Origin of the sequence: Tabrizicola sp. (assembly GCF_030373185.1) — a bacterium.
Lineage (GTDB): Bacteria > Pseudomonadota > Alphaproteobacteria > Rhodobacterales > Rhodobacteraceae > Tabrizicola.
The window spans coordinates 712,604-735,240 of sequence record NZ_JAUCZH010000001.1; the positions used below are offsets into that span (position 1 = coordinate 712,604).

The window sequence follows — 22,637 nt, forward strand, 5'->3', positions numbered from 1 at the left end:
GCGACAAACCTGACACTCATGTCGAGTTTCGGCGTGGGACGGGGATGGAGGAGCGACGATGAGTGAGGTCAGGGTGCGGTCCGGGCGGCAGGCGCGGCAAGCGGAACGGGCGCAAAAGGGCGGTGGGGTCGGGCGACCCTATATCGTCCGCAACATCCCGACTTATGACGTCTTGTCGGAGGAAAACCTGCTGCGGATCGAAGCTGCGGCTGATCGGGTTCTGGCCGAAACCGGAATCGAGTTTCGGGATGATCCGGTTGCGCTTGATCACTGGAAGCGCGCGGGTGCCGATGTGCAGGGCCTCCTGGTCAAGTTCCCGCCCGGCATGCTGCGAGAGATCCTCAAGACAGCCCCGGCCGAATTCACCCAGCACGCCCGCAACCCGGCAAACTCGGTCAGGATCGGCGGGAAGAATGTGGTCTTTGCCCCCGCCTATGGCAGCCCATTCGTGATGGACCTTGACCGGGGCAGGCGCTTCGGCACGCTGGATGATTTCTGCAACTTCATCAAGCTGGCGCAGTCCAGCCCGAACTTCCACCACTCTGGCGGCACGATCTGTGAGCCGACCGATGTGCCGGTGAACAAGCGCCATCTGGACATGGTCATGGCCCATATCGAGCTTTCAGACCGGCCCTTCATGGGGTCCGTGACCGCCGAAGAACGTAGTGAAGACAGTATCGACATGGCCCGCATCCTGTTTGGTGAGGCGTTTGTGAACGACCATTGCGTTATCCTTGGCAATGTGAACGTCAATTCACCTCTGGTCTGGGACGGTACCATGACCAGATCGCTGCGCGCCTATGCGCGCGCCAATCAGGCGGCGGTCATTGTGCCGTTCATTCTTGGCGGCGCGATGGGTCCGGTGACGAACGCGGGCGGTATCGTGCAATCCCTTGCCGAGACGATGGCAGGTTGCGCCCTGACCCAGCTTGAACGCAAGGGCGCGCCGGTGATCTTCGGCAACTTCCTGTCCTCGATGTCCTTGCGGTCGGGCAGCCCGACCTTTGGCACGCCTGAACCCGCGATCGGGTCGCAGGTCATTGGCCAGCTTGCCCGGCGGCTGAACCTGCCGTTGCGCTGTGCGGGCAACTTCACCACCTCGAAACTGCCGGACGGGCAGGCGATGATGGAAGGCACGATGTCGATGCTGTCGGCAATTCATTGCGGCGCCAATTTCATCCTGCACTCGGCAGGCTTTCTGGACGGCCTTCTGTCCATGTCGTATGAAAAATTCATGCTCGACGCCGATCTGTGCGGCGCGCTGCATGCCTATCTGGACGGGATCAGGATTGATGACGACCAGCTGGCCGTCGAAGCCTTCGCCGAGGTTGGGCCGGGCAACCATTTCTTCGGCTGCTCTCATACCATGAAGCACTACGAGACGGCGTTCTGGGACACAGACCTGTCTGACAACGAGCCTTTCGAGAAATGGGAAGCGGCAGGGTCCGCCGATGCCGCAACCCGGGCGAACAAGCTTTGGAAGAAGCGTCTGGCGGAATATGAGCCACCAGCGCTGGATGACGGCATTCGCGACGGGTTGAAGGATTACGTGGCGCGCAAGAAGGCCGAGGCCGTGGACGCCTGGTATTGACGCGGACCCTCCATCAGGTCCGCAGGCCGGTTTCTTCCAAAAGGCCAAGTCGCTTGGCCTCGTAGTAATAGCCGCGTGCATACCAGGCGACCGCCTCGGCTTCGTTGCCGCGCGACACCAGCCACGCACCGCGCAGGTAGCGACCGGCGTAGCGCAGGTTTGTCTCGGCATTGAGCAGGCCCTCGGGATCACCGCGATAGCCCATGGTGCGGGCGGTCTGCGGCAGGATCTGCATCAGCCCGTAATAAGGGCCGTTGCGCGCGCCAGGATTGTAATTGCTTTCGCGTTGAATCACGCGGTGCAAAAGGCTTTCGGGGATCTTGTGTTCGGCGGCCGATCTTTGGATCAATGCGCGCATCTGGGCAGTTTCGCCGGGGAAAAGATCGCTGCGGGTGGCTGGTGCATCGCGGCGCGAACAGGCGGCGACAAGGGCGCTTGCAGTCAGGACCAAAAGGCTGCGGCGGGAAAGGGGCATGCGGCGGGCTCCGTCTGAATTTTCACGTTGATACGTGGGCAGGGTGCTGGCTTGCAAGGGCTGGCACCTGCAACCGGCGGGAAGCGGCGCGCAGGAAATTGCTGGCGAGGCAAAGTCTTGCCGGCCAGCCCCAAGGTTCGCTTCCTGTTTCAGGGATGGCAAATGAAGAACGGCCGTTCGGGCCGAACGACAGCCGGACCGCCTGCATGGATCGCCGCACAATTCCCTGTCGTGGACACTTGTGACAACCGGGCAAGCTGGGCGCATCATGAACATACGGTCGCCCCCCCATGACTGTCATGGCCCTGTCACCGAATTCCGGCAACTCTGCGGTGCAGACCCCCTAAATGTCGCAGTCTCTAGGGGGTTGCATAGGCGGAAACGCCATATATAGTTCCGGTTGACGGGGCGGGCTCCCCCCGCCTCGTGGCCGGTGCGGCAACGGGCAAGGCGTGGAGTCTTTGACGAATGGACGGCGATTTCAGAACCCAGTTCGTGCGCGACCCCGCGGCACTGAAGCACTATCCGGCTTTGGTGCTGAATGCGGATTATCGGCCACTCAGTTACTACCCGCTCAGCCTTTGGCCCTGGCAAGAGGCGATAAAGGCTGCGGTCCTTGAAAGGGTGCAGATCGTTGCTGAATACGATCAGGTGGTTCACAGCCAGCGACAGGTCTTCCGGATACCTTCGGTCGTCGTGCTGAAAGACTACGTCAAACCCCAGAAGCGCGTGGCATTCACGCGCTTCAATCTTTTTCTGCGCGACGAATTCTGCTGCCAGTACTGCGGGGCAAGGGGTGACCTGACCTTCGATCATGTCGTGCCTCGGTCCGGGGGCGGCATTACCAGTTGGGAAAACGTGGTGGCTGCGTGCAGTCCGTGCAACCTTCGCAAAGGGTCCAGATCCCTGAAACAGGCGGGCATGTATCTGAACCGTCGTCCGCGGGCGCCAACGGCGGAAGAAATGCAGGCGCACGGCCGCCGCTTTCCGCCCAACCATCTGCATGAAAGCTGGATGGACTACCTTTACTGGGATGCGGAACTGGACGCTTAGGCTAAAGGCTGCACCCGTCATAAAACCGTTACATTATGTTTACATTCCCGAAAGGGCGTGATCCGATGTCCGCAACTTACGCGGAGGTCATCTTGGTTATCGCGCTTGAATTTGCTGCGCTCAACCTGTTCACGGCTTTGGCCTGTGGGGCGTTGATCGGATCCGAGCGTCAGGTTCGCCAGCGCATGGCCGGGCTTCGGACCAACGCGCTTGTAGCACTTGGGGCAGCCAGTTTCGTGACATTTTCGGCGCTTTACCCCGACGAAGTCAGCCCAACCCGGGTGGCAGCGCAGATTGTATCCGGGATCGGCTTTCTAGGCGCCGGCATCATCTTTCGGGACGGGTTCAACGTTCACGGGCTCAATACGGCTGCAACCTTGTGGTGTTCCGCCGGTGTGGGAATGATGGCCGGGGCCGGGGCCTGGGATTATGCGCTTTTGCTGACGGGTATGGTGGTCTTCGTGAACCTTGGCCTGCGACCGCTGGTCAAATGGTTGAAGCGACATACCCGCGCGGGCATGCCGGTGTTCCGGGCCTACCGGGTTATCCTTACCGTGGCCGAAGCGCAGGAATCAGAGGCGCGCAATCTGATCCTGCGAACTCTTTCCCTTGGGGGTTTGCACCTTTCCGAGATCGGGGCCACTCCCGCTGAGGCAGGAAGGGGGCTGGATCTGACTGCAACGGTAACGGCTGAAGGCGTGGGCGATATGGCGCTGGAACAGGCAATTCAGCGCATTGCCGCCGAACCCGGCCTGATGCGCGTGCGCTGGCAGGCACTGGAGGACGGCTGATCGCGGCAAAGGTTTCCCGATCCGCCCCGCGATGCTAGACATCCGTGCGGTCAGTCTGTATTGAGGCACCGTTAGCGCTAACACAGCCTGATCCGAGGAGACAGTCATGGTATCGCGTGTCATTCCGGTCGACGTCTTCGATCTGGTGATCTTCGGAGCCACCGGCGACCTTGCACGGCGCAAGATCCTGCCAGGTCTTTACCGCCGCTTTCAGGCGGGCCAGATGCCCGGCGACAGCCGGATCATCGGCGCCGCCCGGGCCGACCTGACCGAGGACGCCTTCCGCGATCAGGTGCGCGCCGCCATTGTGGAGTTCGTGCCGCCAGCGCGGCAAGAGCCCGAAGCGATCAACGGGTTTCTGGCCCGTATCGGCTATGTGCCGATTGACGCCACCGGCACGAACGGCTGGGCAGCGTTGCAAGGGATGATGCGCGAAAACGTGGTTCGCGCGTTCTATTTCTCGGTTGCACCCAGCCTCTTTGGCGATATCGCCCAACGTCTGCATGAACACGGCATTGCCGACGCATGGAGCAGGATTGTCGTGGAAAAGCCGTTCGGGCGTGACCTTGCCTCCGCAAGGGCGCTGAACGCGGTTCTGGCACAGCACTTCACCGAAGCGCAGATCTACCGGATCGACCATTATCTGGGCAAGGAAACCGTCCAGAACCTGATGGCGGTGCGCTTTGCCAATATCCTGTTCGAGCCGCTTTGGAAGGCAGAATATGTGGACCACGTCCAGATCACCGTCGCGGAAACCGTCGGCGTAAGTGGCCGTGGCGCCTATTACGACAAGTCCGGTGCGATGCGGGACATGGTGCAGAACCACATGATGCAGCTTTTGTGCCTCATCGCGATGGAACCGCCCTATCACTTTGACCCCGACGCCGTGCGGGACGAAAAGCTCAAGGTGATCCGGGCGCTGAAGCCGGTGCAGCCCGCGGATATCGTGCGCGGCCAATATGGCGCGGGGGCCGGAGAGAAGGGCTATGTCACGCATAGTGAGAACCCGGGCTCCAAGACGGAAAGCTACATCGCGCTGAAGGTGCAGGTTTCAAACTGGCGCTGGCAGGGGGTGCCGTTCTATCTGCGCACCGGCAAGCGTCTGCGCGCCCGCGCGTCCGAAATCGCGATCACCTTCAAGCAGCCACCGCATGCGATCTTTGACGACGCAAAGGGCTGGCATGAAAACGTGCTGGTCATCCGGCTTCAGCCCAATGAGGGCATGAACCTGATGGTGATGATCAAGGAACCGGGGCCGGGCGGCATGCGCCTGATGCAGGTGCCGCTGGACATGTCCTTTGCCGATGCCATCGGCGATGAGGCTGAAGATGTGCCGGACGCCTATGAACGCCTGATCATGGACGTGATCCGTGGCAACCAGACCCTCTTCATGCGCGGCGATGAGGTGGAGGCTGCCTGGGCCTGGACCGACCCGATCATCGAAGGCTGGGAAGCGCGCGGCGACAAGCCGCAGACCTATGACCCCGGATCATCCGGCCCCGAAGACGCGCTCATGCTGATGCACCGCGACGGGCGCCGCTGGCGGGAGATCAAGGAATGAACTTCGAGACCTATCCCGACCGCGAAATGATGATGCTTTCGCTCGCCGACAAGATCGCCGGGCAGCTGGGCGAGTTTCTGCGTCGCGACGGCAAGGCCACCTTGTCAGTCCCCGGCGGCACCACGCCCGGGCCGATCTTCGACACGCTTTCGGGTGTGGAACTGGACTGGGCAAACGTGGCGGTAATCCTTAACGACGAACGCTGGGTGCCGGAAGACTCCGACCGCTCCAACACCCGGCTTGTGCGCCAGCGCCTGATCCGGGGCCGCGCGGCCCAAGCCCGGCTGGTGCCACTTTACGCGCCTGCGGATGCTCCCGAAGACATGCTCGACGCCCTGTCCGAGGGTGTGCGCCCGCATCTGCCGATTTCGGTCCTGCTCCTCGGCATGGGGGCAGACATGCACACCGCGTCACTGTTTCCCGGTGCCGACAAGCTGGACGAGGCCCTGTCCGCCAACGCCCCGATCCTGATGGCTCTGCGCGCCGAAGCGGCCGGAGAGCCGCGCATCACCCTGACCGCTCCGGTCCTTCAGGCGGCATTCAACATCCACATCCTGATTACCGGCCCGGAAAAGCGCGCAGCCCTCGAACGCGCGCAAACCCTGCCCGCGACCGAGGCGCCGGTGCGCGCCGTTCTTGACAACGCAACCGTGCATTGGGCGGAGTGAATGATGGACAAGTGGTCTGATCTGAAGGCGCAACAGGCCGCCACGGCCGACCGGCCGATCCTGAGCCTGTTCGATGACACCCGCGCCGCGGATTTCTCGGTCCATGCCGACGGGATGCTGTTTGACTATTCCAAGACCAGTATCGACAGCCAATCCAAGGCGGCGCTGATCGCGCTGGCCGAAGCTTCAGGCGTTGCCGACAAGCGCGCGGCGATGGTTTCGGGCGAAAAGATCAACCTGACCGAAGGCCGCGCGGTGCTGCACGTGGCGCTGCGTGCGGGGGATCAGGCGGAGATCCGCGTCGATGGCAAGGATGTGCTGCCCGAGGTCCGCCGCATCCGCAACCTTTGCGCCGGTTTTGCCCGTGACGTGCGGACGGGTGCCTATAAAGGGCAGGGTGGCAAGATCACCGATGTGGTGAACATAGGAATCGGCGGGTCGGATCTTGGCCCGGCGATGGCGACGCTGGCGCTGACGCCGTTCCATGACGGGCCGCGCGTGCATTTTGTGTCCAACGTCGATGGCGCGCATATCCATGACACGCTGCGCGGCCTGAACCCCGAAACGACGCTGGTGATCGTCGCCTCCAAGACCTTTACCACCATCGAGACAATGACCAACGCCGACACCGCAAAGCGCTGGATGGCAGCAAAGGTCGCCAACCCTGCCGTCCAGTTCGCCGCGGTCTCGACCGCCGGTGACAAGACCGCCGCCTACGGCATTGATCCTGAGCGGGTTTTCGGCTTTGAAGACTGGGTTGGCGGGCGCTATTCGATGTGGGGGCCAATCGGCCTTGCGCTGATGATCGCGGTGGGGCCAGAGGCGTTTGACGACTTCCTTGCCGGTGGCCGGGCGATGGATGACCATTTCCTGAAAGCCCCCTTCGCCCGGAACATGCCGGTGATGCTGGCCCTTGTCGGCATCTGGCACAACCAGATCTGCGGCCACGCCACCCGCGCCGTCCTGCCCTATGACCAGCGCCTTGCCCGCCTGCCGGCTTATCTGCAACAGCTTGAGATGGAATCAAACGGCAAGCGCGTCGCCATCGACGGCAGCGATCTTGCCACCCACTCCGGCCCGGTGGTCTGGGGCGAACCCGGCACCAACGGCCAGCATGCCTTTTACCAGTTGATCCACCAGGGCACCCGGCCCGTGCCTTGCGAATTCCTGGTGGCGCGGCGCGGGCATGAGCCAGACCTCGCGCATCAGCACCTCCTCCTTGTCTCGAACTGCCTGGCGCAGGCCGAGGCACTCCTGCGCGGCCGCAGCCTCGATGAGGCGCGCGCCATCATGGCCAGGAAGGGCCTGACCGGCACCGAACTGGAAAAACAGGCCCGCCACCGCGTCTTTCCGGGCAACCGCCCCTCGACCGTGCTGGCCTATGACCAGTTGACCCCCTTCACGCTTGGCCAGATCGTGGCGCTTTACGAACACCGGGTGTTTGTCGAAGGCGTGATCCTTGGCCTCAATTCCTATGACCAATGGGGGGTGGAGCTGGGCAAGGAACTGGCGCTTGCCTTGCAACCCGTGCTGGAAGGCAAGACAGGCACAGATGGCAAGGACGGATCAACCGCAGCGCTGGTCGCCTTCCTGCGCGGCTGACTTCCTCTCTGCGGAAATATCCCACGGGGGTGCGGGGGTGTGAAACCCCCGCTGCTTCGGTGTGGGTGCGGGGGTATGAAACCCCAGCAGCGGCGATTACCGCAAGGCAGCGGTCACAATGACCTCGACCTTGTAGGCAGGCGTCGCCAGTTTCGCTTCCCCCGTGGCACGGGCCGGGGTGTGACCTTGGGGAACCCAGGTGTCCCAGACCGCGTTCATCTCGCCAAAGGTGGCGATGTCGGCCAGCCAGATCTGTGCGGACAGGATCCGGGTCTTGTCGGTCCCGGCTTCGGCAAGAATGCGGTCAACCTCGGCCAGGCATTGACGGGTCTGGTCCGCAACCGATGCCCCGGGCTCGCCGACCTGACCGGCAACCCACAGGATGCCATTATAGGCCACCGCCTCCGACATGCGGGCGCCAGTGCCGAAACGGGTGATATCGCTGTTCATGAAAACCTCCTGAATGTTCCGCGACGACTGCTAGCCTGTCGACGGCCCGAACGGAAGCCTAGTTCACACGACGACAGTTCAACTGATCTCCGGTCGCGCTGGAAACCCAGGTCAGGCCAGTCGCGGTCACCGCACCAAGCGCGACCTTCGAGCCGCCTTCAAGGTAAAGCATGAAATTGCGCCCACTTTGTGTGGCCGTGCGGATCGGAATGGTGGTTGAACCGTTGTTGTAGGACGTATTGGTGAAGACAAATGTCGCAACTCCGCAGTCCCAGATGCCAACGAAAGCATAGGGCTCAACCGGGCCGGGATCACTTGCGCATGCGCCCAGAGCAAGGACGGACAAAGTGACAGCAACCATACTGGCGCGCATCGGCTGGAACCTTCTTACAAGAATTCCCCACGTCAGGCATCGTTCCTGCCTGAGTGTAAATATCTGGTAGCAGCCATCTGCAAAAGCGGCAACCCGCAGGTCAAGCGCGCCGATGCAAAGCGGGGGCAGATTCATCCGGTGATGGGGGGCTGGAGCGGGTGAAGGGAATCGAACCCTCGTCGTAAGCTTGGGAAGCTTCTGCTCTACCATTGAGCTACACCCGCAGCGCAAATCGGGGTATGCCAATGCGGGCCGGGCGTCAAGACGTTCCGACCCGCAGAAGGCTCTGCGATCAGGGTCTGACGACCTCGATCTCAAGCCGCTGGCCGTCGGCCAGAGTGATGGGCTGTTCAACCTCGATATCGCTGCCGAAATCGGTAACCACAATGTAGTCCCCGGGGGGCAGCGTGGACTGCGAAACCTCGCCGTAATCGCCACTGATCCGCTCGCGCTTTCCGTTCAGCCCGTCGGGCGGCAGGTAGATGGTGATCTCACGCGCGCCGGGGGCCGAGATTGCAGCCACCCCGCGCGGGATGATCACCGACACCTCTGTCCGGGTGCCATCCGTGACGCTGAAAGCGGTCTCTGCAAGCGCCTTGTCGGCCCGCGCCTCGATCACATAATCTCCGGGCGGCAGCATGTAATCGGCAGTCTCGCCATAGTTGAAGCGCACTTCCTTGCGCTTGCCGTCCAGCCCGACCTTCGCGTCATAGACCTGCAAGGCGGTAGCCCCCGGGGCGCTGACAGCAGCCAGACCCACAGCGATGGTAATGGTGGCCTCGGTCCGTTCGGCAGCGGCGACCGTGAAGGTTATGTCACCCGTCGCCTCGCCGGCCTTGGCGGTCGCGTAGTAGTCGCCAGCGGGCAGGGTATACTGGATCACATCCCCGTAATCAGAGCGGATATAGGCACGTTTTCCATCGAGTCCGATCTTGGCGGCATAAAGCTCCAGCGCCGAGGCATTGGGCGCGCTGATCACGGCGATCCCTGCATTCAAGATCACCGGAACGTCGAAACGCTCGCCGGGTTTGACCGTGAACGGCACTTCGACCTTGGCTTCACCGACTCCACCGATCACGACATAGTCCCCCGGTGGCAGGGTCGGGGCGGAACCTGCGCCGTAATCGGTGCGGACGTAGGGGCGCTTGCCATCAAGACCGGCCTTCGCGCTGTAGACGTCAAAGGATTGGTCACCCTCCATCGGCACGCCTTCGGCATAGTAGGCCGCAAAGACCGGCACACCGCCGGCAAGGATGATGGTCATATCCGTCGTTTCGCCCGCCGTGATCACCGCACTTTGCCGCGCTGTCACTTCTTCCAGCTTGGCGGTGATTTCATGCTCGCCAGCCGGGAACACGCGGACGGTCTGGCCGTAGCCGGAATCGTAGAGCCCTTCGGGACCATAAAGTTCCCACAATGCATTCGCTTCGGGCTCGCCACCGGCCTCGGTGACCAGCTGCAAGCGCAGGATGCCGGCGTCCAGCACCGCAACAGGCCGGGAGACTTCGCTCTCGGGACCGATCTCGACCTCTTGCTCCACGGTTACGGAATGCAGCGTCGTCCGCATCAGATAGCGACCCGCTGGCAACTGGCCAAGCGAACGGCCATAAATCGTGGCAGCGCTATCCGACCCCGGCGTGCCATCAGACCCGATGGCCACGAAGTCGAAATAGGCATCCATCAGGATCGCGTCTTCCGGTTCGGGGCCACCGATGACAAGGTGCAGCACAGGGTCCACATTTTCGGCAAGGATCACCGGTTCGGGCGGGGCCGGCTCCGGTTCAGGTTCTGCCACGACGACCGTTGTCAGCGCCTCGACCAGACTGCCCGCATCCTTGGCCTCGATGTAAAGGCCACCAGTGTTCTGGGCAAGGCAAGCCACGGTGGCCCCTTCCGCAGCGGTCAGGCCAAAGCCGACAACATGCGCGGTAAAATCCACGCCCGATGCCTCCAGTTCGGTGCCAAGGGCGCAGGGGTCGGCCTCGCAGGTTTCGATCCCATCGGTAATCAGGATGACGGTCGCCTTCTCCTCTGTCGAACGCAATTCGTCTGCCGCACGGCGCACGGCATCGGACAGAGGCGTCTTGCCAAGGAATTTCAACGTATTCGCGGCATCGGTGATCGCGCCAGCGGTCGCGGCAGCAGGCGGCACGATCAGTTCGATATCGGTGCAGCTGCCCTTTTCGCGGTGGCCATAGGCCATCAGGCCGATCTCGGTTTCAGCAGGTATCGCGGAAAGCACCGACCCCAGTGCCTCACGCGCGATTTCCAGCTTGGCGCGCCCGTCAATCTGGCCCCACATCGACCCCGAGGCATCAAGGACGATGATCGACTTGCCTTCCGCCGCCAAGGGTCCGGCCAGCAGGGAGTGTCCAAGAACAAGGGCAAGTATCGGTTGAAGAAAACGCATTAAATCTGCTCCGCCTGACTGCAATACACGCGCAGGTTAGGTGCGGGGCTGGATTTGGTCAACAACGGGCAGGGGGCTGGGGGCAGGAATGAAGCAGGAACGGGCCTTCGGGGCGATGCCCGAAGACCCGACCGAACCCGCAGATCCCAAATGGGGGACTAGGTCTGCAACCCGCAGGTCCGGCAGGCAGGCCGGACGACGCAAGGCATGAGTGACCATGCCCGCAGCCCCGGCCCTTCGACCGGTGACAAGGGATCACATCGCCGGCAGAAGCACCGTGTCGATCACATGGATCACGCCGTTTGACTGGCGGACATCGGCGATGGTGACATTGGCGACATTGCCCTGACCGTCCTTGATCATCACCGCGCCATCCTTGGCCATCACGGCGAAGTCGCAGCCGCCGACGGTGCCGAGCTTGTATTCACCACCATCGGCCTCGACCATCCCGATGATATCGCCAGACAGCGCATTCGCGGCAACGACATGGCAGGTCAGGATCTTGACCAGCGTGTCCTTGTTCTCCGGCAGAAGCAGCGTTTCCACGGTACCTGCCGGCAGCTTGGCAAAGGCGTCATTCGTGGGGGCAAAGACGGTGAACGGGCCTTCGCCCATCAGGGTTTCGGCAAGACCCGCCGCCGTCACCGCCGCGACCAGCGTGGTATGATCAGCCGAATTCACCGCGTCTTCAACGATGTTCTTGTCAGCAAACATCGGGGCGCCGCCAACCATAGGGTTGGCATGGGCTTCTGCCAGCGCCACACCAGAGGCCAGAAGCAGCATCGCTGTGGCGAGTTTCAAGGTTTTCATCCTGGGCATCCCTTTGCGTTTCGGACGGGCCAATCCCGTCTCACACCCGAAGGAACGCAAATCGATGCGGCGAAGTTTCAGACCAGCCACGGCCTCACGTTGTCGTGATCAGGTCTCGTTGCCGACCAGCGTCGTCAGGATGACCGGCCCGGTCGGCACACCGGTGGGAGAGCCGCCCGCAGGTTCGACCGACACGGCAAGCATCCAGCCTTGCGGTGGCACCGGATAGGTCACGACCAAGGGTGCCTCGGCCAAGAGACCAAGCGACACTGGCGAGGCACCGGGCGCGATGACCCAAAGCTCATGCACCTGACCCGACACCGCCGGAATCCCGGCGACCCGCTCCACCTGCAGCGTGCCGCCAAAGTGGCGCACCTCGTAGGACAGGCGCGCGTCGGCCGTTGCCAGAACAGCGACCAGTGCAGACTGCGGCGGTGTCAGGGTTGCCACCGAAAGGATCACCAGCGAGGCGGCAACCACCGCGCCGGACAGCCAGCCCATCAAGCCCAGCCGCGCCCCGGTCCGGGGCCGGGTGGCCGGCGGAAAGAGCCGCGCCTCGATTGCCGGCAAAAGGTTCGGGGCAGGGGCCTCGGCGTAATCGTCATTCAGGCCTTCCAGCCGGCTTTCCCATGCGGCCACCCGCGCGGCAAAGTCGGCATCGCGCTTGATCCGCGCCTCGCAAGCGCTGCGTTCGGCAAGATCCAGCACGCCCAGCACGTATTCGGCGGCCAGCGCGTCATCGGTTTCTTCCGGGGTCAGGGGTGCATCGGTCATTGGTCGAGACACTCCTTCAGCTTCAGAAGGCTGCGTCGCAACCATGTCCGCATGGTATTGAGCGGCACCGCATGGCGTTCGGCAAGTTCGATATAAGAAAGTCCTGCCAGATAGGCCCCGCGCACCGCATCCGCGCGCTCGGGTTCCAGAGTGTCAAAGCAATCGGCCATCCGCCGCGCCTCGCCCATGGCGATCAGACGGGTTTCGGCCCGGGGGGTGCTGTCCTGCACCATGTCAAGGCCGTCATCGCTGCTGGCTTCGGGTCGGGCGCGGAGCCGGTCAATGGCAAGGTTGCGCGCAATGGCGATCAGCCATGTCATGCCCCGGCCCTTCGCCGGATCATAGCGTCCCGCGCGCAGCCAGACCCGTGTATAGACTTCCTGCAAGGCATCCTCCGCCCCAGAGCGTTCCCTGAGGATACGCAAGAGGACGCCCATGAGTTTCGCAGAGGTGTCACGATAAAGCGTTCGAAACGCCGCACGGTCGGCAGCGGCGCATCTTGTGATCAGATCAGCGACAGGATCGTCAGACATTCGGCGACGTTACGGGTTTTCGGCTCGGGCGCAAGCCGGTCAGTCACAGTCGCGCGTGTCAGACCCGCCGCCGCCTGCGTCCGCCGTCACCGCCGCCCGATCCGGAAGTATTGAAACTGACATCGGGCAGGGTCACGATGCTCATCAGGTTCGGGAACGCATCTACAGCATGCGGAATGGCATTTGCGTTCACGAAATGCTCTTGAAACCGTGGTTCGATGGCGGTTTCGACCTTGTGGATCTGATGCACCGTCGCCTCGATGCCGTCACGGGCCGCCACCGAACACAGCGCGATCCGTGCGCCGGTGCCTGCCGCATTGCCAGCGCTGGTCACCTTGTCCAAGGGCGCATCGGGGATCATCCCAAGAACCATCGCGTGTTTGGGGCTGATATGCGCGCCGAACGCGCCCGCGAGGGTCACGCGATCCACCGTGTCCACACCCATCGCATCCATCAAGAGCCGGGCGCCGGCATAAAGCGCCGATTTCGCCAGCTGGATTGCGCGGATATCGCCTTGGGTGACCATGATCTTCGGCCCACCCTCGGCGCTGCCATCGTGGAGGAGGTAGGAATGGGTGCGTCCATGCGGTTCGCAGCGCGCCGTTCCGGTCTGGTCCGGCCCGCCGATCAGCCCACCGGGGTCCACCAGCCCCGCCATCCGCATTTCGGCCACCGCCTCGATGATGCCGGACCCGCAGATGCCGGTGATCCCGGTCGTCGCGGTCGCTTCGGCAAAGCCCGGATCATCCGACCACAGATCGGACCCGATCACCCGAAAGCGTGGCTCTTTCGTTGCCGGATCAATCTCGACCCGTTCGATCGCGCCCGGCGCAGCCCGCTGGCCGCTGGATATCTGCGCGCCTTCGAAGGCGGGGCCGGTGGGCGATGAACAGGCAAGCACTCGGGTTTCATTGCCAAGCAGAAGTTCGGCATTGGTGCCGACATCAACGATCAGCACCATGTCCCTGGATTTCTGCGGTTCTTCCGACAGCGCCACCGCGGCACAATCCGCCCCCACATGGCCCGCGATGCAGGGCAGCACATAGACCCGTGCATTGCGGTTCAGGTTGGAAAGCTCCAACTCGCGCGCATCCAGCGACAGGCTACCCGAGGTCGCCAGCGCAAAGGGAGCCTGGCCAAGTTCCACCGGATCGACGCCGAGGAACAGGTGGTGCATCACCGGATTGCAGACGATGACCATTTCGTAGATCGTCCCGGCATCCACCCCGGCCTCGACCGCGATCACCTGAGCCAGCGCATTGATTGCCCCGCGCACCACGCGCGTCATCTCGACATCGCCGCCGGGGTTCATCATGACATAGGAAACCCGGCTCATCAGGTCTTCGCCAAAGCGGATCTGCGGGTTCATGAGGCCACTGGACCCCAACACCCGCCCATCCGACAGATCGCAAAGATGTGCGGCGATGGTGGTGGACCCAAGGTCAACCGCCAGCCCCAGCAGCGGGCCTTCGTGAAAGCCGGGGAAAATGTCCAGCACCCGGGCCTTGGCATCGTGGTTGCCCTTGTGCAGAACGACCGTGACCTTCCATTCGCCCTTGCGCAACACCGGTTGCAGACGGCGCAGGATCGACAGATCCGCCTCGACGCCCTCGACCTGCCATTGCGCGGCCAGCGCGCGTTGCAGGCGTTCGAAATCGCCGGTGGGTTCGTGCATGTCGGGTTCTTCCACCTCGACGTAGACCGCACGGGTTGCCGGGTCCATCACCATCACCCGCTCGGTCGCGGATTTGCGGATCACCTGCTTGTGGACCTGGCTTTCCGGCGGCACGTCGATGACCACATCGCCCATCACCTTTGCCTGACAGCCAAGGCGGCGGCCTTCGGTCAGGCCACGGATGCGGTTGTAGCGATCCTCGACCGAGTTCCATTCACTGAGCGCGTCTTCGGCCACCGTGACGCCATGCTTGGAAAATTCGCCATAGCCCGGCGTGATCTGGCACTTGGAACAGATCCCCCGCCCGCCGCAGACAGAATCAAGGTCCACCCCCAATTGCCGCGCCGCCGTCAGGACAGGCGTTCCCAGTGCAAAGCGGCCGCGCTTGCCAGAGGGTGTGAAGATCACAAGTGCGTCGTCGGTCATTCGGGGCTCTCATGCAGGAAGCGGTAGTTGATGTCGGAAAAGCAGTCGGTAGCGATGGTGAAGAACCTTTTCAACGGGCCTGACGCCACCGGCACGCCATGAACCGCACCACCGGCGATGTAAAGCGCGCGCCCGGGGAAAAGCGGGTGGATGTTGTGCCAGCCGGTAGCTCCACTTTAATGCAGTTGTAGGTCCGCCACGGCGCTCAGCAATGCCCGGAAACGGCAGATCAGGGGCGCATTCCGGCGTCAGCTGTTCTGGGGCGGTACCTTTGTCCCGGTCTATGTCTGCGCCGACTAGCCAGCCAGCCAATCAAGGATCGCCTGCCGGTCACCATCCAGCGCGGGTGCCGGTGGGCGCGCCGCCGCTTCCTTCAAGCTGCTTATCTTGATCGGATTGCCCGTTGCGGTAAGGGCAGGACCGCCCGGGCGCGGAGTGATCGGCAGCACCATGTTGCGCGCAAGTATCTGCGGGTCGCGCAGCACTTCGGCCATGTCCTGCACCCGGGCGGTCGGCAGGCCCGCGCCTTCCAGCACGGCAATCCAGTGGCTGACCGTCTCCCCAAGTGTCACCGCCTCCAGCAAGCGCTTCAACAGTGCGTGATGCTGGCACCGCGCGGCGTTGGTGGCAAAGCGCGGATCATCGGCCAGCTTCAAGCCCAATGCGTCACAAAGTCGGGCGAACATCGCGTCATTACCGGCAGCAATCACCACAAACCCATCGGATGCGCGGTAGGTGGCAAAGGGCGTGATCGTGGGATGGCGCGCGCCGGTCCGGCCCGGGGCAGTGCCGGTGGCCGTGGTGATGGCCACCGAATGCTCTTGAATGGCCAGTTGCGAATCCAGCATTGCCACATCGACAAGCGCGCCTTCACCCGTCTTTTCCCGCTGGTAAAGGGCAGCAAGGATGCCCTGGGTCAGGAACATGCCCGCAGCGATGTCGCCGATGCTGGCGCCCACCCTGACCGGAGGGCCGTTGCTTTCCCCCGTGATTGACATCACCCCGCCGCGCGCCTGCACCACCATGTCATAGGCGGGCTTCAACGCCTCGGGTCCGGTCTGGCCGAAGCCGGACACGGCGGCATAGACCAACCGGGGCAGGCGGGCGTGCAGGGCAGCCCAACCATATCCCAGCCGGTCCATGGCCCCGGGGCGGAAGTTTTCGATCAGCACATCGGCGCGGCTCAGCAGCCGTTCGAAGATTGCCCGGTCGGCCTCGGCCTTCAGGTCCAGCGCAATGGACTGCTTGCCAGCATTGAGCGTGGCGAAGTAGGCGCTTTCCCCATCCACGAAGGGCGGAAAGGCCCGCGTGTCATCGCCCACGCCGGGGCGTTCCACCTTGATCACCCTTGCACCCAGATCCTGCAAGGTCATGCTGGCGAATGGCCCGGCCAGCACATGTGTCAGATCCAGTATGGTGATCCCGTCAAGCGGTGCCATCTTGCGCCCTTTCCCAATCATTGCCCGTCTGCAATGCCAGCCAAACGCAGGCCGGGCGTTGACGCGGATCAAATCCCCCACTACCTCGCGCCCATGGCACGCGCACCCCTCCTTCAGCTTTCCGGCATCTCGCTGACCTTCGGCGGCAATCCAGTCTTTGACGACCTGACCATGGTTGTCCAGCCGGGCGACCGGGTGGCGCTGGTCGGCCGCAACGGCAGCGGCAAATCAACGCTGATGAAGGTGATGGCCGGCCTGGTCGAGGCGGATCGCGGCACCCGCACCGTCGCCCCCGGCACCACCGTCGGCTACATGGAGCAAGACCCCGACCTTTCCGGGTATGAAACCTTGGGAAATTTCGCGGCCTCCAACCTGCCCGAGGGCATGGAGTACCGCCTTGCCGTTGTGGCAGAAGGGCTGAAGTTCAACCCTGAAACCCCGGTTTCAACCGCCAGCGGCGGGGAAAAGCGGCGGGCGGCGCTTGCCAAACTTCTGGCCGAGGCGCCGGACCTGATGCTTCTGGACGAACCGACCAACCACCTCGACATTCAGGCGATCGAGTGGCTGGAGGATGAACTTTCCTCCACCCGCACCGCCTTCGTCCTCATCTCCCACGACCGAGCTTTCCTGCGGGCGCTGACCCGCGCAACGCTCTGGATCGACCGGGGCGAAGTGCGCCGCCGCGAATCCGGGTTCGAAGGTTTCGAGGACTGGCGCGAGACCATCTGGGCCGAGGAAGACGAGGCCCGCCACAAGCTTGACCGCAAGATCAAGGCCGAGGCTAAATGGGCCGTCGAAGGCATTTCCGCGCGCAGGAAGCGCAACATGGGCCGGGTCCGCGCGCTGCAACAGTTGCGCGCAGACCGGTCGTCGCAGATCCGCCGCCAGGGGACCGCCGCCATGGCACTGGAAAGTGGCCCGACCTCGGGCCGCAAGGTGATCGAGGCGGAACACATCACCAAGGCTTATGGCGACAAGGTTCTGATCCAGGATTTCAGCCTGCGCGTGCTGCGCGGTGACCGCGTGGCCTTTGTCGGCCCGAACGGGGTGGGCAAGACAACGCTTCTGAAACTGCTGACGACCGAAATTGCTCCTGACAGTGGCAAAGTCACCCTTGGCACCAACCTCGAGATTGCCGTTTTCGACCAGACCCGCGCCCGGCTCGATCCCAATGCGACGCTTTGGGACAATCTGACCGGCGATCCATTGATGAGCGTCTCGGGCGCCGCCGATCAGGTGATGGTGCGGGGCAATCCCCGGCATGTGGTGGCCTATCTCAAGGACTTCCTCTTTGACGAATCGATGGCACGCGCCCCGGTGCGCAGCCTGTCGGGCGGCGAAAAGGCCCGTCTTTTGCTGGCCAAACTGATGGCCCAGCCGTCCAACCTTCTGATTCTTGACGAACCGACCAACGACCTTGACGTCGAAACGCTGGATCTTTTGCAGGATATCCTTGGCGAATACGACGGAACCGTTCTTCTGGTCAGCCATGACCGTGATTTCATCGACCGCATCGCGACGGCCACCGTGGCGCTGGAAGGCGGGGGCAGGGCGACGGTCTACCCCGGCGGCTGGTCTGACTATGCCGCCCAGCGTGGCACGTTGGCAGCCGAAGAGGCGGCCAGACCAAGCCCAAAGCCCGCATCCGCACCAGCCAAGGCGGAACCGGCAAGGGTGTCCGGCCTTTCCTTCACCGAACGCAAGCGGCTGGAAGACCTTCCCGCCCTGATCGACCGGCTGGAATCCGAGATTGCGAAGCTGTCCACCCTTTTGGCCGATGCCGATCTTTTCACCCGCGATCCGGTGAAATTCCGCAAGGCGTCCGAGGCGATGGCCGACCGGCAAGCCACCCTTGCAGCGGTGGAGTCCGAGTGGCTGGAACTAGCCGATCGGGGCTGACGCACCCTTTTCGGCGCTATTCAGCCCAACATCCTGAAAGCGAGCGGCATCTCTCCGCCGCTTCTTGACACGGCCCATCACCCTGACGTGAGGTGCCGTTGCGCCAGCACCGCTGCGACCCCAAACCCTTTTACAGCAGCCGCTCCGGTTCGAGTGGCGGCTCAAAAAAAGGAGACCATCATGAAATCCCTCGCAGCAGTTATTGCTACCCTGACACTTGCCGCCCCCGCCTTTGCCGGTGGGCCGGTCACTGTGGCGTCCGAACCGACCGTCACCCCAACCTATGCCCCCGCAGCGCCGGCTTCGGTTGACTGGTCAGGTCTTTATGTCGGCGCGCAGCTTGGCTATGCCGATGTTGACTCCAATGACGGCGGACTTGATGGCTACGGCTTTCTGGGCGGCGTCCATGCCGGCTATCGCTGGGACTTTGGCCAGTATGTCGCCGGTGCCGAACTGGACTATGACACCGCCAGCATCGACCTTGGCGGCGACACCGGCACCCTGGATGACGTTGCCCGCCTGAAACTGATGGGCGGTGCCGAGTTCGGCAACAGCCTGATCTACGCAACCACCGGAATCGCCCGGGCCAGCGCGACGGTCGGCGGCGACAGCCTGCGTGACAACGGCTATTTCCTTGGCGCAGGCATCGACTATGCCCTGACCGACCGCTGGAGCGTCGGCGGCGAGTTGATGCAGCACCGTTTCAAGGACTTTGACGGCTCGACAGTCGATCTGGACGCGACCACGCTGAAGGCCAAGGTTTCCCTGCGCTTCTGAGGCCAGCTTTGCGACCACCATTGCGGTGCGGGCCGGTCCCGCACCGCAGACCGTTCAGCGACCAGTGCTGTGGCACTGTGGAAGCATCGCTTTCGCGACAGGCCGGCGCGTCGGGACTGACACAAAGAACGCGACGCAACCTAAGGCTTTGACTACCATTTCCCGCCCGCGCCGCCCCCAGAAGACCTTCCGCCACCAAAGCCTCCGCCGCCGGACGATCCACCTCCGCGCCCGCCACCCCGCCCATCGCTGCGACCTGCGCCACGTTTCGAGATGGAAAAGGACTTGCGGTCGATGAAACCGCAGGAGGTGCAATGCAGATGCTCCAAGCCGGTGCCGGACCCAAGCGAACTTGGCGGCTCGATCACCTCACGCGTGCGTTTCAGGGTCAGTTCGCCACAGTTCGGGCAGGTTCGTCTGGCCCGCGCATTGCGCCAAAGTCCATACCCGATCAGCCCGCCCGCTCCGCCGATCCCGGCCAGCCATGGCAGCGCGCTCGATTGTTCCTCGGCAAAGCCTTCGGTCAGGCTGACCGGACGCCCTTCCTGAAAGGGAGCGATCAGCCGGTCACGCGACGAGATGATCCCCGCCTCGATCCCCTCAGAAAGCCGATCCGCACGTAACTCCGGCAGGACGGCGGTCGACAGCACACGCGCCGCCCGACCGTCATAAACTGCGTCATAGCCAGCCCCAAGGGCAATGCGCGCTTCGCGCGTGTCGGTCACGACCAACATCAGGATTCCGTCATTGCGCCCGGCGTCACCCACACCCCAGTCGTTGAACAGCGCCTTGGCATAGGCGTCCAGTCGCATCCCGGCACCGCCAAAGGCGTCAATCGAGGGCAGCGTCACCACAACGATCTGGACCCCGGTTTCCGATCGGGTTGCTTCCAGCATGCCGATGATCCGGCCCTCCTCGGTCGGGGTCAGCACATCGGCAAAATCCGAAAGGCTGTCGCTTGCCGGGTCTGGCAGCGAGGCGGGTGGCGTCTGTGCCACGGCGGCAAAGGCCAAAGTCAGAAAGATGGCAAGGGAGCGGATCAACATCATGCAAGAAACTCATTCACTGTCATTGCGATAAGCATGACATCTTCGCGGCTACAGTCAAACGATCCGACTTGCACCCGGATTGAAAAACGCCCGTCAACCCGGGTTTGCGTCAGATAGATCCGGCCGTCATCGTTGATCCGTTGCAACAGCGCTTCTGTCGAGGCCTCGTCCTTGAGCGCAAAAGTGAACAGCGACAGCCGCGGTTCCGTCACGATTTCAACCCCTTCCAGCGTAGCCAACTGGTCGCGCGCCTCAATGGCCCAGGCAATGTGGTTGCGAATGCGGGCGCGCAGACCTTCAAGCCCGTAGGCCCGCAGCACGAACCACAGCTTCAGCGCGCGGAACCGGCGGCCAAGCGGCACCGTCCATTCGTTGAAATTGACGATTTCCTCGCGTCCCGCAGTTTCCAGATAGGTTGGTCGCAGGCCCAGCGTGCGCACCTGCGCGCCCGGGTCACGCAGGAACTGCACGGAACAGTCGAACTGCGCGCCCAGCCATTTGTGCGGATTGAAGACGATGGAATCTGCCCCCTCGACGCCCGCCCAAAGACCGCGAAACTCCGGGCAGATCATTGCGGACCCGGCCCATGCGGCATCGACATGCACTGGCACGCCTTCGGCCTTTGCTACTGCAACACAGTCCCCGATCAGGTCAAACGCGCCCACACTGGTGCCGCCAGCGCAGAGGATCACACCCGCCGGCTGCAACCCGGCGGCACGGTCAGCCGCGATGGCCGCGCGCAAGGCAGCGCCAGTCATCGCGCGGTCTGCGTTCACCGGCACCTTCACCAGATTGCGCTGCCCGATCCCGGCAACGCGAATGGCCTTGTCGACAGATGAATGCGTCTCGGCGCTGGCATAGAACCGCAGGACCGGGCCGCCGGACAGCCCTTCGTCAAGCCCGCGCCAGCCCAAGGCCCGTTCGCGCATCGTCAGGACCGCCGACAAGGTGGCGTTGGTAGCCGAATCATGGATCGTCCCGGTAAAATCCTCTGGCAAGCCAAGCGATTGGCGCAGCCAGCCGATCATCACCTGCTCCACCTCTGTCGCGGCGGGAGAGGTTTGCCAGATCAACGCGTTGCAGGCCATCGCGTTGACAAGCTGTTCGGCCAGCATGCTGGCGGGTGCCGCATTGGCCGGGAAATAGGCGAAAAAGCGCGGATGCTGCCAATGGGTCATGCCGCCCGGCACGATCCGCTCGAAATCGTCCCAGATATCGGTCATCGGCTCGGCTGCTTCGGGCGGACCGGCTGGCAGTTGCCGCGCGATTGCCCCCGGCACCAAAGGCGCGCGCACGGGTCGGTCACGCAGGCCCGCATGATAGTCCGCCGCCCAGTCCGCCGCCCGTTTCGACCACAGCCTCAGCGCTTCATGATCCATCCCGTCCTCCAGCCCCGCCGTCCCGTTGGCGCGCAAATGGGCATGATCTGGGCAAAACGGCAAGCCTCCACCCTGTTCCCGACACTTCATCACCTTGTTCCGGCCAAGGTGGATTCTTAAGGAATGACCGATAGACCCGGAACAAATCCGCTTGCATGAGGTATCTATGTCTCTTTCCCGCCGTCTGGCCCTGGTTGGCCTTTCAACCCTTCTCCTGTCTGCCTGCGTTGGCGGCGGCGGCTTCATGACTGACTATGATCCGGTTTCCCCCGAGGTTGCCCGCAACTGGCGGCTGGGTGAGGTTCGGGTGAACGTGCCAAGCACGCTTGTCGTGTCGGAACAGAAATCACTGTTGCCAACGGCCGATATCGTCTGGCGCGAAGACCCGCTGGGCGACCGTTACGCGCAGGTCGCACTGATCATGAAGAACGCCATCACCCTCGGCGCACAGGGGCTGAACGGCTCGCGGCTTGTCATCATCGATGTGACCGTGACCCGGTTCCACGCCCTCACATTCGAGGCCGAAACCCGGCTTCAGAACGCTGGCGTCCACAACATCAATTTCACCGCGCAGATCCTGGATGCACGCACGGGCGAGGTGCTGCTTGCCCCGACCGATATCCGCGCCGAACTGCCCGCGCTTTCGGGGGACCAGATGCGCGCGGCCCGCGCCAAGGGCCAGACGCAGAAATCCATGATCAGCGCGCATGTCGCACGCACTGTCGCCGGCTGGCTGGGAACCGGCCCCGACAATCGCGGATCGTTCACCCGCTCCGGCAACTGAGGCCCACCTTCGGGTTCAGCGACCGCTTTGCCCCCCGGCCACTGAAAGGGCCGGGGCAGCAACCGCCCGATCCCGGACCGCCCCACCTCGGGCCACTTGCGCGCGGGGCCGCGCGCGT

General features: G+C 63.3%; 20 protein-coding genes and 1 tRNA gene. 9 read left to right on the plus strand and 12 right to left on the minus strand.

What is annotated here, in order from left to right:
* The first annotated feature begins 58 nt into the window (after window positions 1-58).
* Window positions 59-1,591, plus strand: a complete 1,533-nt coding sequence (locus QUV21_RS03465; protein ID WP_300853146.1) for a trimethylamine methyltransferase family protein — start codon at window positions 59-61, stop codon at window positions 1,589-1,591.
* Between the two features lie 13 nt (window positions 1,592-1,604).
* Here QUV21_RS03465 and QUV21_RS03470 read toward each other — a convergent pair whose 3' ends face one another.
* Window positions 1,605-2,066, minus strand: coding sequence for a transglycosylase SLT domain-containing protein (locus tag QUV21_RS03470; protein ID WP_300853147.1), 462 nt, complete (start codon window positions 2,064-2,066; stop codon window positions 1,605-1,607).
* A gap of 468 nt (window positions 2,067-2,534) precedes the next feature.
* Between QUV21_RS03470 and QUV21_RS03475 the strand changes: the two genes are divergently transcribed.
* The 5 genes from QUV21_RS03475 to pgi all read left to right on the plus strand — a co-directional run bounded on the left by QUV21_RS03475 (window position 2,535) and on the right by pgi (window position 7,741).
* Window positions 2,535-3,119 (plus strand): HNH endonuclease, encoded by a 585-nt coding sequence (locus tag QUV21_RS03475; RefSeq protein ID WP_300853148.1) that lies wholly within the window; start codon window positions 2,535-2,537, stop codon window positions 3,117-3,119.
* Window positions 3,120-3,211: 92 nt separating this feature from the next.
* Window positions 3,212-3,910: an MgtC/SapB family protein gene (locus QUV21_RS03480; protein ID WP_300853149.1), complete on the plus strand. Its 699-nt coding sequence runs from the start codon at window positions 3,212-3,214 to the stop codon at window positions 3,908-3,910.
* Between the two features lie 106 nt (window positions 3,911-4,016).
* The gene (gene zwf, locus QUV21_RS03485; RefSeq protein WP_300853150.1) at window positions 4,017-5,471 is read left to right on the plus strand and encodes a glucose-6-phosphate dehydrogenase; all 1,455 of its coding nucleotides are present in this window, start codon (window positions 4,017-4,019) and stop codon (window positions 5,469-5,471) included.
* On the plus strand, window positions 5,468-6,139 hold the full coding sequence (gene pgl, locus QUV21_RS03490; protein ID WP_300853151.1) for a 6-phosphogluconolactonase: 672 nt from the start codon (window positions 5,468-5,470) through the stop codon (window positions 6,137-6,139). The genes zwf and pgl overlap by 4 nt, the downstream gene beginning before the upstream one ends.
* A gap of 3 nt (window positions 6,140-6,142) precedes the next feature.
* Entirely contained in the window at window positions 6,143-7,741 is a 1,599-nt protein-coding gene (pgi, locus tag QUV21_RS03495) for a glucose-6-phosphate isomerase (RefSeq protein WP_300853485.1), read from the plus strand.
* Between the two features lie 96 nt (window positions 7,742-7,837).
* Here the strand turns inward: pgi and QUV21_RS03500 are convergent, their stop codons facing one another.
* The 9 genes from QUV21_RS03500 to QUV21_RS03540 all read right to left on the minus strand — a co-directional run bounded on the left by QUV21_RS03500 (window position 7,838) and on the right by QUV21_RS03540 (window position 16,631).
* On the minus strand, window positions 7,838-8,191 hold the full coding sequence (locus QUV21_RS03500; RefSeq protein WP_300853152.1) for a RidA family protein: 354 nt from the start codon (window positions 8,189-8,191) through the stop codon (window positions 7,838-7,840).
* Between the two features lie 58 nt (window positions 8,192-8,249).
* A complete protein-coding gene (locus QUV21_RS03505) occupies window positions 8,250-8,564 on the minus strand; it encodes a hypothetical protein (RefSeq protein ID WP_300853153.1) in 315 nt (104 codons plus the stop codon).
* Between the two features lie 150 nt (window positions 8,565-8,714).
* Window positions 8,715-8,788: transfer RNA gene (locus QUV21_RS03510), tRNA-Gly, on the minus strand.
* Between the two features lie 68 nt (window positions 8,789-8,856).
* Complete coding sequence (locus tag QUV21_RS03515) at window positions 8,857-10,974, minus strand: VWA domain-containing protein (RefSeq protein WP_300853154.1); 2,118 nt, start codon at window positions 10,972-10,974, stop codon at window positions 8,857-8,859.
* A gap of 255 nt (window positions 10,975-11,229) precedes the next feature.
* Window positions 11,230-11,784 carry a fasciclin domain-containing protein gene (locus QUV21_RS03520; protein WP_300853155.1) on the minus strand — a complete coding sequence of 185 codons (555 nt, stop codon included), beginning with the start codon at window positions 11,782-11,784 and terminating at the stop codon, window positions 11,230-11,232.
* 108 nt (window positions 11,785-11,892) lie between these two features.
* Window positions 11,893-12,558, minus strand: coding sequence for an anti-sigma factor (locus tag QUV21_RS03525; RefSeq protein ID WP_300853156.1), 666 nt, complete (start codon window positions 12,556-12,558; stop codon window positions 11,893-11,895).
* Window positions 12,555-13,091 carry a sigma-70 family RNA polymerase sigma factor gene (locus QUV21_RS03530; RefSeq protein WP_300853157.1) on the minus strand — a complete coding sequence of 179 codons (537 nt, stop codon included), beginning with the start codon at window positions 13,089-13,091 and terminating at the stop codon, window positions 12,555-12,557. The genes QUV21_RS03525 and QUV21_RS03530 overlap by 4 nt, the downstream gene beginning before the upstream one ends.
* 58 nt (window positions 13,092-13,149) lie before the next feature.
* On the minus strand, window positions 13,150-15,192 hold the full coding sequence (locus tag QUV21_RS03535) for an ASKHA domain-containing protein (protein WP_300853158.1): 2,043 nt from the start codon (window positions 15,190-15,192) through the stop codon (window positions 13,150-13,152).
* A gap of 296 nt (window positions 15,193-15,488) precedes the next feature.
* The gene (locus tag QUV21_RS03540) at window positions 15,489-16,631 is read right to left on the minus strand and encodes a CoA transferase (RefSeq protein ID WP_300853159.1); all 1,143 of its coding nucleotides are present in this window, start codon (window positions 16,629-16,631) and stop codon (window positions 15,489-15,491) included.
* 93 nt (window positions 16,632-16,724) lie between these two features.
* Between QUV21_RS03540 and QUV21_RS03545 the strand changes: the two genes are divergently transcribed.
* Complete coding sequence (locus QUV21_RS03545) at window positions 16,725-18,530, plus strand: ATP-binding cassette domain-containing protein (protein WP_300853160.1); 1,806 nt, start codon at window positions 16,725-16,727, stop codon at window positions 18,528-18,530.
* Window positions 18,531-18,710: 180 nt separating this feature from the next.
* Entirely contained in the window at window positions 18,711-19,307 is a 597-nt protein-coding gene (locus tag QUV21_RS03550; RefSeq protein ID WP_300853161.1) for an outer membrane beta-barrel protein, read from the plus strand.
* A 152-nt stretch (window positions 19,308-19,459) separates the two neighbouring features.
* On the opposite strand, the gene QUV21_RS03555 is transcribed toward QUV21_RS03550, so the two are convergent.
* Window positions 19,460-20,356: a YgcG family protein gene (locus tag QUV21_RS03555; RefSeq protein WP_300853162.1), complete on the minus strand. Its 897-nt coding sequence runs from the start codon at window positions 20,354-20,356 to the stop codon at window positions 19,460-19,462.
* Entirely contained in the window at window positions 20,353-21,735 is a 1,383-nt protein-coding gene (locus QUV21_RS03560; protein WP_300853163.1) for a pyridoxal-dependent decarboxylase, read from the minus strand. The genes QUV21_RS03555 and QUV21_RS03560 overlap by 4 nt, the downstream gene beginning before the upstream one ends.
* A gap of 166 nt (window positions 21,736-21,901) precedes the next feature.
* On the opposite strand from QUV21_RS03560, the gene QUV21_RS03565 reads away from it, so the two are divergent.
* A complete protein-coding gene (locus QUV21_RS03565; RefSeq protein ID WP_300853164.1) occupies window positions 21,902-22,519 on the plus strand; it encodes a DUF6778 family protein in 618 nt (205 codons plus the stop codon).
* Window positions 22,520-22,637: the final 118 nt, after the last annotated feature.

What these genes read in the sequence shown, in the direction of transcription:
- QUV21_RS03465 (WP_300853146.1), top strand. Translation starts at nt 59, where the DNA reads ATGAGTGAGGTCAGGGTGCGGTCCGGGCGGCAGGCGCGGCAAGCGGAA.
- QUV21_RS03470 (WP_300853147.1), bottom strand. Translation starts at nt 2,066, where the DNA reads ATGCCCCTTTCCCGCCGCAGCCTTTTGGTCCTGACTGCAAGCGCCCTT.
- QUV21_RS03475 (WP_300853148.1), top strand. Translation starts at nt 2,535, where the DNA reads ATGGACGGCGATTTCAGAACCCAGTTCGTGCGCGACCCCGCGGCACTG.
- zwf (WP_300853150.1), top strand. Translation starts at nt 4,017, where the DNA reads ATGGTATCGCGTGTCATTCCGGTCGACGTCTTCGATCTGGTGATCTTC.
- pgl (WP_300853151.1), top strand. Translation starts at nt 5,468, where the DNA reads ATGAACTTCGAGACCTATCCCGACCGCGAAATGATGATGCTTTCGCTC.
- pgi (WP_300853485.1), top strand. Translation starts at nt 6,143, where the DNA reads ATGGACAAGTGGTCTGATCTGAAGGCGCAACAGGCCGCCACGGCCGAC.
- QUV21_RS03500 (WP_300853152.1), bottom strand. Translation starts at nt 8,191, where the DNA reads ATGAACAGCGATATCACCCGTTTCGGCACTGGCGCCCGCATGTCGGAG.
- QUV21_RS03505 (WP_300853153.1), bottom strand. Translation starts at nt 8,564, where the DNA reads ATGCGCGCCAGTATGGTTGCTGTCACTTTGTCCGTCCTTGCTCTGGGC.
- QUV21_RS03515 (WP_300853154.1), bottom strand. Translation starts at nt 10,974, where the DNA reads ATGCGTTTTCTTCAACCGATACTTGCCCTTGTTCTTGGACACTCCCTG.
- QUV21_RS03520 (WP_300853155.1), bottom strand. Translation starts at nt 11,784, where the DNA reads ATGAAAACCTTGAAACTCGCCACAGCGATGCTGCTTCTGGCCTCTGGT.
- QUV21_RS03525 (WP_300853156.1), bottom strand. Translation starts at nt 12,558, where the DNA reads ATGACCGATGCACCCCTGACCCCGGAAGAAACCGATGACGCGCTGGCC.
- QUV21_RS03530 (WP_300853157.1), bottom strand. Translation starts at nt 13,091, where the DNA reads ATGTCTGACGATCCTGTCGCTGATCTGATCACAAGATGCGCCGCTGCC.
- QUV21_RS03535 (WP_300853158.1), bottom strand. Translation starts at nt 15,192, where the DNA reads ATGACCGACGACGCACTTGTGATCTTCACACCCTCTGGCAAGCGCGGC.
- QUV21_RS03540 (WP_300853159.1), bottom strand. Translation starts at nt 16,631, where the DNA reads ATGGCACCGCTTGACGGGATCACCATACTGGATCTGACACATGTGCTG.
- QUV21_RS03545 (WP_300853160.1), top strand. Translation starts at nt 16,725, where the DNA reads ATGGCACGCGCACCCCTCCTTCAGCTTTCCGGCATCTCGCTGACCTTC.
- QUV21_RS03550 (WP_300853161.1), top strand. Translation starts at nt 18,711, where the DNA reads ATGAAATCCCTCGCAGCAGTTATTGCTACCCTGACACTTGCCGCCCCC.
- QUV21_RS03555 (WP_300853162.1), bottom strand. Translation starts at nt 20,356, where the DNA reads ATGATGTTGATCCGCTCCCTTGCCATCTTTCTGACTTTGGCCTTTGCC.
- QUV21_RS03560 (WP_300853163.1), bottom strand. Translation starts at nt 21,735, where the DNA reads ATGGATCATGAAGCGCTGAGGCTGTGGTCGAAACGGGCGGCGGACTGG.
- QUV21_RS03565 (WP_300853164.1), top strand. Translation starts at nt 21,902, where the DNA reads ATGTCTCTTTCCCGCCGTCTGGCCCTGGTTGGCCTTTCAACCCTTCTC.